Raw genomic sequence first — 12,588 nt, forward strand, 5'->3', positions numbered from 1 at the left:
AACGCGGTGCGTACGCCGTACCGGCTTTGCCGAATGAGGAGAGTCATGACCAGGATTCCGTACCCCCGCTGGGCCGTCGTGCTGGGCGCCGTCGCGCTCCTCGCGCCGCCGATCGCCGTCGGCCCGGCCGCGGCGACGGACGACCGCCGCGGCGCGGCCGTCGTCCGCATCGACCAGGGCACGGTACGCGGCAGCGTCTCGGCGGATCACCTGTCGTTCCAGGGCATTCCGTACGCCCGCCCGCCGCTGGGCGCCCTGCGCTGGGCGCCACCGCAGCCGGGCCCGGTCTGGGCCGGTGTCCGAGACGCGACGAAGCCGGGTGCCGCCTGCGCCCAACTGCAGGGGCTCCCGATGGACCATGCCGCGGACTCCGAGGACTGCCTGCACCTGAACGTCACGACACCGCGTACCGCCGCACGGACACCCCGGCCGGTCATGGTGTGGCTGCACGGCGGTGACTTCCGGTTCGGCAGGGGAGACGTGTACGACGGGCAGCGACTGGCGGCCAACGGCGATGTCGTCGTCGTCACGGTGAACTACCGACTCGGCGCCCTGGGGTTCCTGGCGCATCCGGCGCTGGCCGGCCCGGGTGGGGTCACCGGCAACTTCGGGTTGCAGGATCAGCAGGCCGCGCTGCGCTGGGTGCGGCACAACGCGGCGGCCTTCGGGGGCGACCCGGGCAACGTCACCCTGTTCGGCCAGTCCGCCGGGGCGACAAGCGTCTGCGCGCACCTCGCCGCGCCGGGCTCCGCCGGCCTGTTCCACCGCGCGATCCTGCAGAGCAACTCGTGCGCCAACCCGGTGCAGACCCGGGTTGAGGCGGCCCGGGCGGCCGAGGAGTTCGCAAGGAACATCGGCTGCGCCGACCCGGGTACGGTCGCCGCCTGCCTGCGCGGGCGTGACCCCGCCCGGTTGGTCGAAACGGCCGGCTATCCCGGTGCGGGTGTGGACCTCGGCCCGGTCGTCGACGGCCGTACGTTGCCGGTGGACCCGGCCCACGCGCTGGCCACCGGGAAACTGCATCAGGTGCCGGTGCTGACCGGAATGAACCGCGACGAGTCCCGCCTCGTGGTGTGGGGCATCGAGCACAGCGGGCTGAACTGCCCGCAGCCGCAGCCGCAGCCGCAGCCGCAGCCGCAGCCGCAGCCGGGGGATGAGGCCGAGTCGTGCCCACTCACCGACGACCAGTACCGGGACCAGGTACGCGGAATGTTCGGCGACCGGGCGGAGGAGGTGCTGGCCCGCTATCCCCGTAGTGACAAGCAGGTCGCCAGCGAGACGCTGGGCGCCGTGTTGACCGACCACGACTACGCCGAGCCGATCTACTCCGCCGCGTTGGCGTTCGCTCGACGGGTGCCGACGTACCTGTACGAGTTCGCTGACGACGACGCGCCGTTCTTCACCAAGGGGCCCGAGCCGACCTTCCCCACCGGGGCGTACCACTGCGCCGAACTGCCGTACCTGTTCACTGTCGACTACGCCGAGGCGTTCACGCCTGCCCAGCAGCGGCTCTCCGACGAGATGGTCCGGGTCTGGAGCGACTTCGCCCGGACGGGTCGGGCCAGTTGGCCCCGACTGCGCGGTGGCACCCCGTACGTGCGGGTGTTCGCCGGTGGTGGGGAATCGGGCACCACGGGCTTCGCCGCAGCCCACTCGTACGACTTCTGGCGGTCGTTGCGCTGATGTCGCCCGGTCGGTCGGTTGCGACGGGCGGCCCGGTCCCTGGTGGACCGGCCCGCCCGCCGGCCTCGGGTCGCTGCTCACCGGCCCGGGTCGTTGCTCGCGGCGAGGGCCGTTGCTGACCGGCCTCGGATCGCTGCTCATCGGCCTGGGTCGTTGAGGAAGGTGAGCACCGCGGCGACCCGGCGGTGCACGTCGGTGTCGGGCGGCAGATCGAGTTTGAGGAAGATGTTGCCGATGTGTTTGCTCACCGCGCGCTCGGTGATCACGAGCTGGGTGGCGATGCCGGTGTTGGTGCTGCCTCCTGCCATCAGCGCGAGCACCTGGCGTTCGCGTGGAGTGAGGTCGGCGAGCGGGCTACGCCGGGCGGCGACGAGCTGGGCCACGACCTGCGGGTCCAGCACGGTGCCGCCGGCGGCGACCCGACGCAGGGCGTCGAGGAACTCGTCGACGCGGGACACCCGGTCCTTGAGCAGGTAACCGACGGCGCCCTGCCCGTCGGCGAGCAGCTCGGTCGCGTAGGCCCGCTCCACGTACTGCGACAACAGCAGCACCGGCAACCCCGGGTGGTGCCGGCGCACGGTCAACGCGGCCCGGAGCCCTTCGTCGCGGAACGTGGGCGGGAGTCGGATGTCCATGATCGCGACGTCGGGCCGCTGCCGGTCGATCGCCGCGATGATGTCGGCCGGTGCGTCCACCGCTGCCGTCACCTCGAAGCCGGCGGTGCTGAGCAGCAGATTGAGCCCCTCCTGGAGCAGGATGTTGTCTTCGGCGATCAGGACGCGCACGGCAGCTCCACCCGCAGCACCGTCGGCCCACCGATCGGGCTGCTCAGCTCGACCCGGCCGTCCAGGGCCGCGACCCGGCGGCGGATGCCGGTCAGGCCGGTGCCGGCCGATGTCCGCGCGCCGCCGACACCGTCATCTGTCACCTTGACCACGAGCTGGCCCGCCCGATGTTCGACACGCAGGTCGCCGCCGGTCGCCCTGCTGTGTCGGGCGATGTTGGTCAGCGCCTCCGCGACGACGAAGTAGGCGGCGCTCTCCAACGCCGCCGGTAGTCGTTGCAGCGGGGTGACCCGGACCGTGAGCGACACCGGACAGTCGGCGGCGAGCGCGTGCACCGCGCCGGGCAACCCTCGGTCGGCGAGAATCGGCGGATAGATGCCCCGCACCACGGCCCGCAGCTCGGTGAGCGCCGCCTCGACGTTTGCCCGGGCACGGTCGACCAACTGGTCCGCCAGGGCCGGGTCGGCGGCTCGTTGACCCTGCGCGACGCCGAGGTGGATGGCGATCGCCACCAGCCGGGCCTGGGTGCCGTCGTGCAGGTCGCGCTCGATCCGTCGTAGCTCCGCCGCGTGCGCGTCGAGCGCGCCGGACCGGGTGGCGGTCAGTTCCGTGACCCGGCGCTCCAACCGGCTCCGCGACGACGGCGCGAGCGCCGTCCGGGCAGCCCGGGCGTACGCCACGCCGAAGGCCGGAACGGCCGACCGCAGGAGCGTCAACGCGGCGAGCGCGAGCAGCGGTGGCACCAGCAGTGCGTCGCCCCAGCTCGTGATCGGCACGACGAAGGTGAGTGGTGCCTCGTCCGGCGCGACCCACCACGTGAGCGGGACGATCACCCCGCCCAGCGCGAACACCCAGAGCAGCAGGACGCCGGCCATGAGTGGCACGCCGGCGATGGCGTGCACGGTCAGCCAGGCCGCACTCCGGCGGGTGGGCGCAGCACCCGAGGCGGCCGCGGCGGCACGCAGAGGGCCGGCCGGGGATTCCCCTGCCGGCCAGGGCTCAGTGATGGCCAGCGCGATCAGCAGTCGGGCCGCACGCTGCTGCTCCAGGAGGGCGAGCGACCGGAGAAGGCGCACGGCTGGGAGCACCAGTGCGACGCCGACCAGGACGAGGCTCAGACCGAGCGCCCCGGCAAGGGCGCCGATCGAGACCGCCGCCGCGATCGCGGTGGCCCCGCCGGTCACCAGGTACGTCGTTGCGAACCATGCCCGCCGCATCGTCACATTCTCCGTCCACAACGGAGGCCAGGCAGTGTAGCCAGCTACACCATCGGTTCGGGACTCTGCTCCCTCGCCGGTGCGCCCGGTGGTCCCTAGCGTCGACGACATGAGAAAACCGCAACGTCTCGGTGTGCTCGTCGGGGTCGTCCTGCTCGCTCTCAGTGCCGCTGGCGCACCGGCCGCAGCGCGCCGACCAGGCCAGGGGTGCGCCGATCTGGCGGCGACGACTGCCGCGTTACACGAGCTGACCGCCACCCACCGGCTGGCGGGCGCGGCCATCGAGGCGTACGGGCCAAGCTGTGGCCGGTGGTCCGACGCCAGCGGCCGGGCCGACCTGCGCACCGGCCGGCCGATGCGGGTCGACGAGCGGATCAGGATCGGCAGCTCCACCAAGACGTTCACCGCGACGGTGGTGCTGCAACTCGTCGCCGAGGGCCGTCTGCTGCTGGACGCGCCCATCGAGACCCACCTGCCGGGCCTGGTCCGGGGCGACGGGCACGACGGTCGGCGGATCACCGTTCGCGATCTGCTGTGGCACACCAGCGGCCTGCCCGACCACGTCGACGCGCTGGACTGGGACTGGGTGGATCGCTGGCGCTATCGGCATTACTCGTCGGCGGAGCTGGTCGCGATGGCGCTGGCCCAGCCGGCACCCGGTGCGGGCTGGCACTACTCGACCACCAACTACGTCCTCGCCGGCCTGATCGTCGAGCGGGTCACCGGCCGCGACATCGGCGTGGAGATCACCCGGCGGATCATCCGGCCGTTGGGCCTGCGCGACACCTACTGGCCCGGCGACTCCCTGCGGATCCGGGGGCCACATCCGCGCGGCTACGCGTTGGCCGGAGCTGAGCAACGGCGAGACGTCACCGAGTTCAACATGTCGTACGGCGGGGCTGGTGGGGCGCTGGTCTCGACCCTCGCCGACCAGAACCGCTTCTTCGCCGCACTGCTCGGCGGTCGACTGCTGGACTCCGTCCGCCTCGCCGAGATGACCCAGACCGTGCCGGCTGATCCGGATCGGCTGTGGCCCGCCGCCCGGTACGGGCTCGGGATCATCTCGACGCCGCTGGCCGACTGTGGCGGAACCCGCTACTGGGGGCACGGCGGGACCACGCCGGGCTTCCGCACCCTGGGCGGCGTCACCGCCGACGGTCGACGGGCGCAGCTCGTCGTCAACGACGAGCCAGCGTCGTACGAGAGCTGGCAGGCGCTGTCCGAGACCCTGCACACCGCCCTGTGCGAGGCCCGGTGAGCCCTCGCCGGGCGCACTTCCCGACAACAGAGGAGACGAGAATGACCTGGAATGGTGTGCTCACCAGCGCGACCAGGACGATGGCGGTGCTGGTCGCCGTCACCGTGAGCGCGGCGGTCGGCCCGGTGCGGGCACGCGCCGACGATCTGAGCGGCTACGAGCGACAACGCCTCTCCTGGCACGCCTGTCAGCGGGGCTCGGCGGACCAGGCAGGTGCGGAGCTGGATCAGGCCGGCGCGACCTGCACCGAGCTGACGGTTCCACTGGACTACGCCCGCCCGGGCGGCAGCACCATCACCCTGGCGCTGTCCCGGCTCGCGGCGACCGACACCGAGCGCCGCGTCGGCGTCCTGCTGCTGAACACCGGTGGACCCGGTGCGCCGGGGATGTCGGATGTCCTGCCGATTCGACAGTGGACGGGTGACGTCGGGGCGAGGTTCGACCTGGTCGGGTTGGATCCCCGGTTCGTCGGTCGCAGTACCCCACTGGACTGCGGCTGGCCGACCGGCACCTTCACCCGCTCGGCCGCGCCGGGCCGCGCGTCCTTCGACCGGTTGACCAGCTTCGAACGGGATCTCGCTGCCCGGTGCGCTCGTCGTAGCGGCGCCCTGCTCCCACACGCCACCACGCGAAACACGGCCCGCGACATGGATCTCCTGCGGGCCGTGCTCGGCGAGTCGAAGCTGTCCTACCTCGGCTACTCCTACGGCACGTACCTCGGCGCGGTCTACACGCAGATGTTCCCCCGGCGCGTGGATCGGGTCGTCCTGGACAGCGCGGTCGACCCGGAGAGCTACGGCGCGCGGGTGCTGCGCGAGGCCGGGCCGGCCAACGAGGTCGCACTACGCGACTGGGCCGACTGGGTGGCCCGCCACGATGACCGGTACGGCCTGGGCGGCACCGGCCAGCAGGTGTTGGCCGTCGTGGACGGGATCTGGGCCGCCGCGACCCGTCGTCCGCTGCGGGTGGGCGATTACCAGGTCGACCGACAGTCGTTGCCGTACCTGCTGCTCAACCGGCTCAGCGACGACCGGGACGAGACCCACGCCGACCTCGCCCAGACAGTCCAGGTGCTTCGGCAGGCCACGGCGACGGGCTCGGCGACACCCACCGCGTCGTTGGCGGACACGCTGTCGTTCCTGCTGACCGGTGCCGAGTCGGCAACGGGCAGCGTGCAGGCCGCGATTCTCTGTGGCGACGTGCCGGTGTCCCGCGATCCGGAGGACTACTGGCGCGACATCCGTGCGCATCGTGCCAGCGAACCCCGATTCGGGGAGTTGACCAGGGCGATCACTCCGTGCGCATTCTGGCCGCAGCAGCCACGGGAGCGGCCGACAGTCGTGCGGAACGCCGTGCCCGCCCTGATCGTGCAGTCGACCGGAGACACCCGGACGATCTACCCGCACGGCCAGGCGATGCACCGGGCGCTGACCGGCTCCCGGCTGCTCACCCTGCGCGATGCGCGGATCCACGGAGTCTTCGGCAACTACGGCAACGCGTGCGTGGATGGGGTGGTCATCGACTATCTCGCCGACGGCACGTTGCCGGCCAACGACCTCGACTGCGTTGGCACCACGGCACCCTGATCATCTACGTCGGTCAGCATGGGCCCGCACCCTCCTCGAAGAGGCGGCGGGCCCAGTCCGCGTACCCGGCGATGGTTTTCTGGACCGTGCGTCCGTTGTGTAGAAAGAGGTACGCGCGGTCGCCGCTGCGGGCGAGTAGCCCGTCCAGGCGGTGCGTGCCGTGCGGAGCGCGCAGTCGGGTGACGAGCGGATAGCGGGCCCAGACCTGGTCGATGGGCGACCCGGCGGTGATGCCCTCCGGTGTCCGCATCGGCGCACCGACCCAGAGCAGCACCAGCCTGTCGTCCATGAAGACCGGGCTGACCGTGTCGTGGCCGGCGAGCATCGGCCCGCACGCATCCATGGTGGTCAGCAGGATGCCGCGTCGGGTCAGCTCTTCCTCGCTGGCACCGAACTCGATGTTGCGCAGGCCGTTCAGGTCGATGATCTCCACGCTGCTGGCGGGTTGGCCGTCCGGGATCGGCCCGGTCGGCGGCACTCCGCTGCCAGCGATCAAGGCAGCCGTCATCAGCATGGCAATAAACGCAAATTGTCGCAATTTCATGGAATCCCCCAGTCCCCAACGGGACGGGAGCGCTCAGGTTGCTGCCGGTCTCCGTATTTCTGCGCTGCCTGCGGGGGCGTCGCGAAAGGACCGTCGCGGTGTCCACGGATAGTGGCTACCGGGTGCAGGAATGTGAAGGCTCGGTCGAGGAGTGCGGCTCGGTCGGCAGTGCCGTCGGAACGCAGCCATTCCTGCGACACCGTGTCCAGGATCGTGGCCGCGGCGTTGGTGAGGAGCTCCGCGTCGAACGGGTCGAGCCGCACGCCCGGTCGATCGCGCAGGGCGTCGCTGACGTGTCGGCGCCACTGTGCCCGCTTCTGATGCAGGCGGGCACGCAGCGACGGGGTCGACTCGATCAGGCGGAGGCTGGCCAGCGTCTGCTCGGACGTGTGGATCTGCCGTTCCCACTGGCTCAGCACCTGATGCAGGGACTCCCACGGGTCCTCGTCGGCGGGCCGTGCGCGGATGTCCTCGACGACCTGTTCGCCGGTGACGTCCACCCCGCCGAACACGGCGTCTTCCTTCGCCGGGAAGTAGCGGAAGAAGCTGCGTTTGGTCAGCCCGGCGGCCTGGGCGATCTCGTCGACAGTCGTCTCGTCGAACCCGCGTGCCGCGAACAGGTCCAGCGCCACTCGGGCGAGCTCTGCGCGAACCGCGCGCCGCGTGCGGTCCCGTAGTCCATCAGCCACGCACCGAAGTCTACTTCGCGGCATCGAATGTCGAACCTGTCACTCGGTGTCGTATATTGATGTCGACCTGAGCAGAGGGAGGCGACGGCGATGACGCTGAACGGCAAAACCGTCCTGGTGACCGGCGGCACGGGCGGCATCGGCAAGGAGACCGCCCGCGGCCTGGCTCGGCTCGGCGCCCGTGTCGTGCTCGTCGGGCGCGATCCTGGTCGGGCAGCCGCTGCGGCAGTGGAGCTCCAGCGCGACACCGGCAACGGCACCGTCGACACGCTCACCGCCGATCTGACCCGGCGGCGCGACCTGCACCGACTGGCCGACCAGGTGACCGCGCGGTACGGCAGCGTGGACGTGCTGATCAACAACGTCGGCGTGACCAGGGAACGACGCGAACTGACCGAGGACGGCATCGAGACCGCCTTCGCCGCCAACGTCATCGCCCCGTATCTGCTGACCCACCTGCTGCTGCCGGCGCTGAAACGCGTCCCGGCGGCCCGGGTCATCAACATCACCGGCGGCATTCCGCGAGGACGAATCGACCTCGGCAACCTGCAGGGCGAGAAGTCCTACGTCGGGCTGTCGTTCTACAACCAGACCAAGCTGGCGCTGATGGCGATGAGCTACACGTTCGCCGAACGCCTGACCGGGACCGGCGTGACACTCAACGTGGCCTACCCCGGCCACGCGTACACGTCGATGAACCAGGGCCTGACCAGCAACACCTACCCGACGCTGGCGCGGCCCGTCGTGCCGCTGCTCCGTCTGGCGTTGCCGGTCCTCTACGGACACCGGGCGGTGGTCAAGGCGTCGAAGTCCAGCATCTACCTCGCCTCCAGCCCGCAGGTGCAGGGAATGCACCGGACCTACGTCAACAGCCGGTCCCAGCGCACCCCATGGCCCGCCGCGGTCCTCGACAAGCACAACCGCGACAGCATCTGGGCGCTCTGCGGGAAGCTCGCCGGCCAGGCCGAGCCGGTGGCGTAGTCAGCGGTCTTCCTCCCACTGCTCGACCAACTCGTCCCAGTAGTCGGCGCTGAGCCGACGCCGCCCGTGCGCCAACCAGCCGTCGGTGTTGCGCTCCAGGTGCAACCCCAGTTCGGCGAACGGGTCGATCCACGCACCCGGCTCCACGCCGAGCCGCGTCAACGCCGAGTTGATCGGCCATCTGTCGCGCGGGGCGTCGAGGACATCGTCGAAGTGTGGGCCCCACGACAGCGTCCCGCCCAGCCACACCGCCGCCGACTGGTAGCCGTCGCCGCCGAAGAACTCCGCCTCCAGGTACGCCACAGGCCCCGACATGGACCACGCCGACAGCAACTCGACAAGCGGCGGCGACAGCACCAGCCCGAACGGCTGCGCGACGCTGGGATTGTCCGCCGCGTAGTCCGGCAGTGACCCGGTCAGCTCGACAATCAACTGCGGGGTGACCGGCAGCAGTGCGAAGTCCTGGCGTAACTCGCCGAGGACCGCGTGATCCAGCTCGGCGGTCTGCTCCCGGAGCAGCTCGGCGTCCGCGACCACCGCGCTGAGCTGGTAACCCATCAATCTCTCCGTCGTCCACAGCCTGTGGATAGAACATGTGTACGACGGTGGTGTGGTCCGTCGGTGCCTGGCACCGTACCCGTGTGGTGGTCAGGCCCGCCCCGGCGGCACCGCTACGGCCCGCATCGTGTCGGCGAGCAGGTGCGGATGGGACAGCATCGGGTGATGGCCGGCGGGTAGTTCGACGGTTCGGGTCGCGCGGGCGGCCTGGGACCGTTGGAGAGTGGGAGGTGTGGCCCGGTCCTCGGCGCAGACGATCGCCGTCGACGGCAGGTGACGCCAACCCGCGTACCGGACCGGGGCGGTGAGCACCGAAGCGTCCTGCCGGGTCAGGCGGGCGACCGCGCCCTCGACCGCCTGCTCGTCGCAGTCCTGGAGAAACAGGTCGCGCACCGACTCGCGTCGCGCGCCAAATGTGCCGTCCGGAAAGAATTCCAGGTGGGGGGCCGGCTCCGCCGGGCCGAGGTGGGCAAGGGCCTGCCCGACGTCCGGCAGGAAAGAGCTGACGTACACCAGATGAGCGACCTCGCCGGCGTCGGCGGCCTCGGTCGCGACCACCCCGCCGTAGGAGTGCCCCACCAGCACCGCCGGGCCGACCTCGCGCAGCACCCGTCGAGTCTCCGCGACGTCCGCCGCGAAGTCGGACGCGGCACCCGCCACCTCGCCGCAGCTCGGCAGCCGGACCGCGACGCTGTCCAGCCCGTCGGCTCCCAGTGCGTCCGCGACCCGCGACCACCACCACTCCCCGTCGCGGACGCAGGCACCGTGCACGAAGACCACTCTCATCGCCGTCTCCCTACGCTTCGACAGTCATCCCCGGGGCATGTGCTGGCCACGTTGGTCCTCGGGGTGGCTGTCCACGGTCTCGCTGGGTCGCGTCCGCCGGACGGGTTACCGAGTCGTCGGACCCAGTCAGGCCCGCCGGGCGAGCTGACTGACGAACGCACGCCACGCCGTCGGCGCGAAGACGAGCGCCGGGCCGGCCGGGTCCTTGGAATCCCGTACGCCGACCACGTCGGCCAGGTTGTCGGCGACCTCCACGCAGTTGCCGCCGTTGCCGCTGCTGCGGCTGCTCTTGCGCCACCGTGCGCCGTTCAGCTCCATGACTCCGCCACTTCCGTGATGAGATCGACCGACTGCCGGTGGGACAGCGCCTCCCCGCGCACGTTCTCCCATGCCGCCATTATGGTCGCGATCTCGTCCGGGTCGCTAACGACTTGTCCCTGGAGTTGGTTGTCCAGGTAGCCGGCGACCCGGTGGTCATGGCTGTGCGCGATCACGAACGGCCCGTTCAGGCCGGCGTAGGCACCGACAGCGCTGGGCACCACGTGCACCCGGATGTGCGGCTCGGCGCAGGCCGCCGCCACGGCCAGCAGTTGCTCGCGCATGGTCGACCGGCCGCCGACCGGACGGCGGATGACCGCCTCGTCGATGACCGCCGTGAACTGCGGCGGGTCGTCTCGCTTGAGCACACCCTGGCGGCCGAGGCGGACCGTGAGATGCCGCTCGATCTCGCCCCGAGGGATCAGGCCCGCGCCGGTCAGCACCGCGCGGGCGTACGCCGCGGTTTGCAGCAACCCCGGCAGAACCGTCGATTCGTACGACCGCAGCGACACCGCCTCCCGCTCGATCTCCTGCCACGAACGGAACCAAATGGGGTCACGACGTCTTGAAGTGTCTGGCCAAATGTCCGACACGTCCTTATGGAGGGCCTCCGCTGCTGCCAGGCGGTGTCGGGGATGCGGGATGCGCCCCTCGGCCAACCAACGCCCCACGGTCTTCGGGTCGACGCCAACGGTCTCGGCGAGGGATTCGGCGGTGTGCCCGGTGTCGCTGAGCGCCACCCGCAACGCGTCGTTCACGGCTCCTCCATCGGATGTCTCTGATATCTGGAAACCATATCGATACGCGGTGTAGTTGTCTGGTGACGCGCCCGAGGGTGGTTCGCAGAAGACGGCGTGGCCGGTGGAGGCGCAGGAGCCCGGCGGTCGGCGTCAGCTCGGGTGCCGCCCCGACGGGGAAGCGGGGCGGCACCCTTCCAGGCCGAAGGAGGCCCGCGCATGCCCCGCCGCCGCCACCGGGATCACCTGCCGACCCGTCCCACCTGGCGCTGCGCGGCGTGCGGCATCGCCTGGCCGTGCTCGGCGGCGAAGCTGCGGTTGCTCGGCGAGTACCGGCACGATCGGCTGGCGTTGACCGTCTACCTGGCGACACTTCAGGTCGAGGCCGGCGAACACCTCACCGACGTCGATCCGGCCCGCCTGAGCGAACGCTTCCTCTCCTGGGCCCGCGCCCGTGCCTGACCTCCGTGCGGGGCCGAGCTGCCGCGTGGCCGAGCTGCTTCGCCTGGGCCCGGGCGTGCTGCACGCTCCCCGTGGCGGCACTGGATGTCAGGGGCGCCAGATCGCCACCTCGATGTCGCTTCGCCGCTCGGCGAAGCGGCCGTCGCGTGCGGCAGCCGTCAAGAGCTGGCGCAGATCCGCCTCGAAGGCCGCGAGCCGGTCGGCGAACAGGTGTGGTGCCGAGCTGGACAGCGAGAACACCGCAGAGGTGATCTCGTCCACGGTGCGTTCCACGACGACCCCCTGTTCGACGGTGACTCGGGTGGGGCCGGTGAAGCCCGCCTCGCGCATGACCTCGCCCTCGCCCGAGGCGGTGCCCGCTGGCAACAGCCCCTGCCCGGCCCGGCGGACCGGCCCCAGGTAGCTCGCCACCAGGTCGTTGATCTGCGGCCAGGGCGCTCGGGGGTAGGGCAGCACGTCGTCGCCGGCCACGCCCTGATGCGTGTTGGCGCCGACGTGGACCCAGGCACCGTCGGGCGTGAGCATGTCGCGGACGCGACGAGCCACCAGCAGGCGATCCATCCAGTGGAACGACTGGGCGAACGAGGCCACCCGGAACGTACCCAGGTCGGCCCGCAGGGCCTCGGCGCGTAGGTGTCGCCACTCGACATTTGTTACCCCGAGGCCGTCGGCCCGGCGTCGGCCCTCTGCGAGCATGTCCTGGTCGGCGTCGACGCCCACCGCCGTCTCGAACAGGGGGGCGAGCAGCAGCGTCAACGATCCGGGCCCGCAGCCCACGTCGAGGAGCCGACCGGTGCCGTCAAGGTCGAGCGCGCCGCGGATGGCCTCGGCGAGACCGGGTGGATAGGGCAGCCGTCCGACGCTGTAGTGGCGGGCGCTGCCCGCGTACAAGGTCTCGTCCCACTGCCACGTCGCCTCTGTCACGACGTCGATGAGACCACGAAGGCGGGTTGTGACGCCTCAGATAAACGCCGGTTCATGTTA

The 12,588-nt window shown here is 71.1% G+C and carries 14 protein-coding genes; 5 read left to right on the forward strand and 9 right to left on the reverse strand.

Translation table 11 applies throughout. The features are described from left to right. Positions 1-45: 45 nt before the first annotated feature. Positions 46-1,683 carry a carboxylesterase family protein gene (locus AB0B57_RS26630; protein WP_357075316.1) on the forward strand — a complete coding sequence of 546 codons (1,638 nt, stop codon included), beginning with the start codon at positions 46-48 and terminating at the stop codon, positions 1,681-1,683. 137 nt (positions 1,684-1,820) lie between these two features. Here AB0B57_RS26630 and AB0B57_RS26635 read toward each other — a convergent pair whose 3' ends face one another. Next, a complete protein-coding gene (locus tag AB0B57_RS26635; protein ID WP_357075318.1) occupies positions 1,821-2,468 on the reverse strand; it encodes a response regulator transcription factor in 648 nt (215 codons plus the stop codon). Then, positions 2,456-3,685 carry a sensor domain-containing protein gene (locus AB0B57_RS26640; RefSeq protein WP_357075321.1) on the reverse strand — a complete coding sequence of 410 codons (1,230 nt, stop codon included), beginning with the start codon at positions 3,683-3,685 and terminating at the stop codon, positions 2,456-2,458. The genes AB0B57_RS26635 and AB0B57_RS26640 overlap by 13 nt, the downstream gene beginning before the upstream one ends. A gap of 109 nt (positions 3,686-3,794) precedes the next feature. Here AB0B57_RS26640 and AB0B57_RS26645 point away from each other — a divergent pair, with 109 nt between their 5' ends. Then, on the forward strand, positions 3,795-4,943 hold the full coding sequence (locus AB0B57_RS26645; protein ID WP_357075324.1) for a serine hydrolase domain-containing protein: 1,149 nt from the start codon (positions 3,795-3,797) through the stop codon (positions 4,941-4,943). A 41-nt stretch (positions 4,944-4,984) separates the two neighbouring features. After that, complete coding sequence (locus AB0B57_RS26650) at positions 4,985-6,529, forward strand: alpha/beta hydrolase (protein ID WP_357075327.1); 1,545 nt, start codon at positions 4,985-4,987, stop codon at positions 6,527-6,529. A 13-nt stretch (positions 6,530-6,542) separates the two neighbouring features. Here the strand turns inward: AB0B57_RS26650 and AB0B57_RS26655 are convergent, their stop codons facing one another. Together AB0B57_RS26655 and AB0B57_RS26660 are read right to left on the reverse strand one after the other, a co-directional pair. Continuing rightward, a complete protein-coding gene (locus AB0B57_RS26655; RefSeq protein ID WP_357075330.1) occupies positions 6,543-7,037 on the reverse strand; it encodes a hypothetical protein in 495 nt (164 codons plus the stop codon). Between the two features lie 32 nt (positions 7,038-7,069). Continuing rightward, positions 7,070-7,762 carry a TetR family transcriptional regulator gene (locus tag AB0B57_RS26660; RefSeq protein ID WP_357075333.1) on the reverse strand — a complete coding sequence of 231 codons (693 nt, stop codon included), beginning with the start codon at positions 7,760-7,762 and terminating at the stop codon, positions 7,070-7,072. Between the two features lie 90 nt (positions 7,763-7,852). Here AB0B57_RS26660 and AB0B57_RS26665 point away from each other — a divergent pair, with 90 nt between their 5' ends. Beyond that, entirely contained in the window at positions 7,853-8,743 is an 891-nt protein-coding gene (locus tag AB0B57_RS26665) for an SDR family NAD(P)-dependent oxidoreductase (RefSeq protein ID WP_357075336.1), read from the forward strand. Here the strand turns inward: AB0B57_RS26665 and AB0B57_RS26670 are convergent, their stop codons facing one another. The 4 genes from AB0B57_RS26670 to AB0B57_RS26685 all read right to left on the reverse strand — a co-directional run bounded on the left by AB0B57_RS26670 (position 8,744) and on the right by AB0B57_RS26685 (position 11,163). Then, positions 8,744-9,301, reverse strand: a complete 558-nt coding sequence (locus tag AB0B57_RS26670; RefSeq protein WP_357075339.1) for a hypothetical protein — start codon at positions 9,299-9,301, stop codon at positions 8,744-8,746. A 90-nt stretch (positions 9,302-9,391) separates the two neighbouring features. Beyond that, on the reverse strand, positions 9,392-10,087 hold the full coding sequence (locus AB0B57_RS26675; protein ID WP_357075342.1) for an alpha/beta hydrolase: 696 nt from the start codon (positions 10,085-10,087) through the stop codon (positions 9,392-9,394). Positions 10,088-10,213: 126 nt separating this feature from the next. Beyond that, on the reverse strand, positions 10,214-10,405 hold the full coding sequence (locus AB0B57_RS26680) for a DUF397 domain-containing protein (RefSeq protein WP_357075345.1): 192 nt from the start codon (positions 10,403-10,405) through the stop codon (positions 10,214-10,216). Then, entirely contained in the window at positions 10,396-11,163 is a 768-nt protein-coding gene (locus AB0B57_RS26685) for a helix-turn-helix transcriptional regulator (RefSeq protein ID WP_357075348.1), read from the reverse strand. Before AB0B57_RS26685 ends, AB0B57_RS26680 begins: the two co-directional genes overlap by 10 nt. A 198-nt stretch (positions 11,164-11,361) precedes the next feature. Here AB0B57_RS26685 and AB0B57_RS26690 point away from each other — a divergent pair, with 198 nt between their 5' ends. After that, a complete protein-coding gene (locus AB0B57_RS26690) occupies positions 11,362-11,604 on the forward strand; it encodes a flavin reductase (protein ID WP_357075351.1) in 243 nt (80 codons plus the stop codon). Positions 11,605-11,691: 87 nt separating this feature from the next. Here AB0B57_RS26690 and AB0B57_RS26695 read toward each other — a convergent pair whose 3' ends face one another. After that, a complete protein-coding gene (locus tag AB0B57_RS26695) occupies positions 11,692-12,528 on the reverse strand; it encodes a class I SAM-dependent methyltransferase (protein WP_357075354.1) in 837 nt (278 codons plus the stop codon). Between the last annotated feature and the right edge of the window lie 60 nt (positions 12,529-12,588).

The organism is Micromonospora sp. NPDC049101 (genome assembly GCF_040648675.1).
GTDB lineage: Bacteria > Actinomycetota > Actinomycetes > Mycobacteriales > Micromonosporaceae > Micromonospora.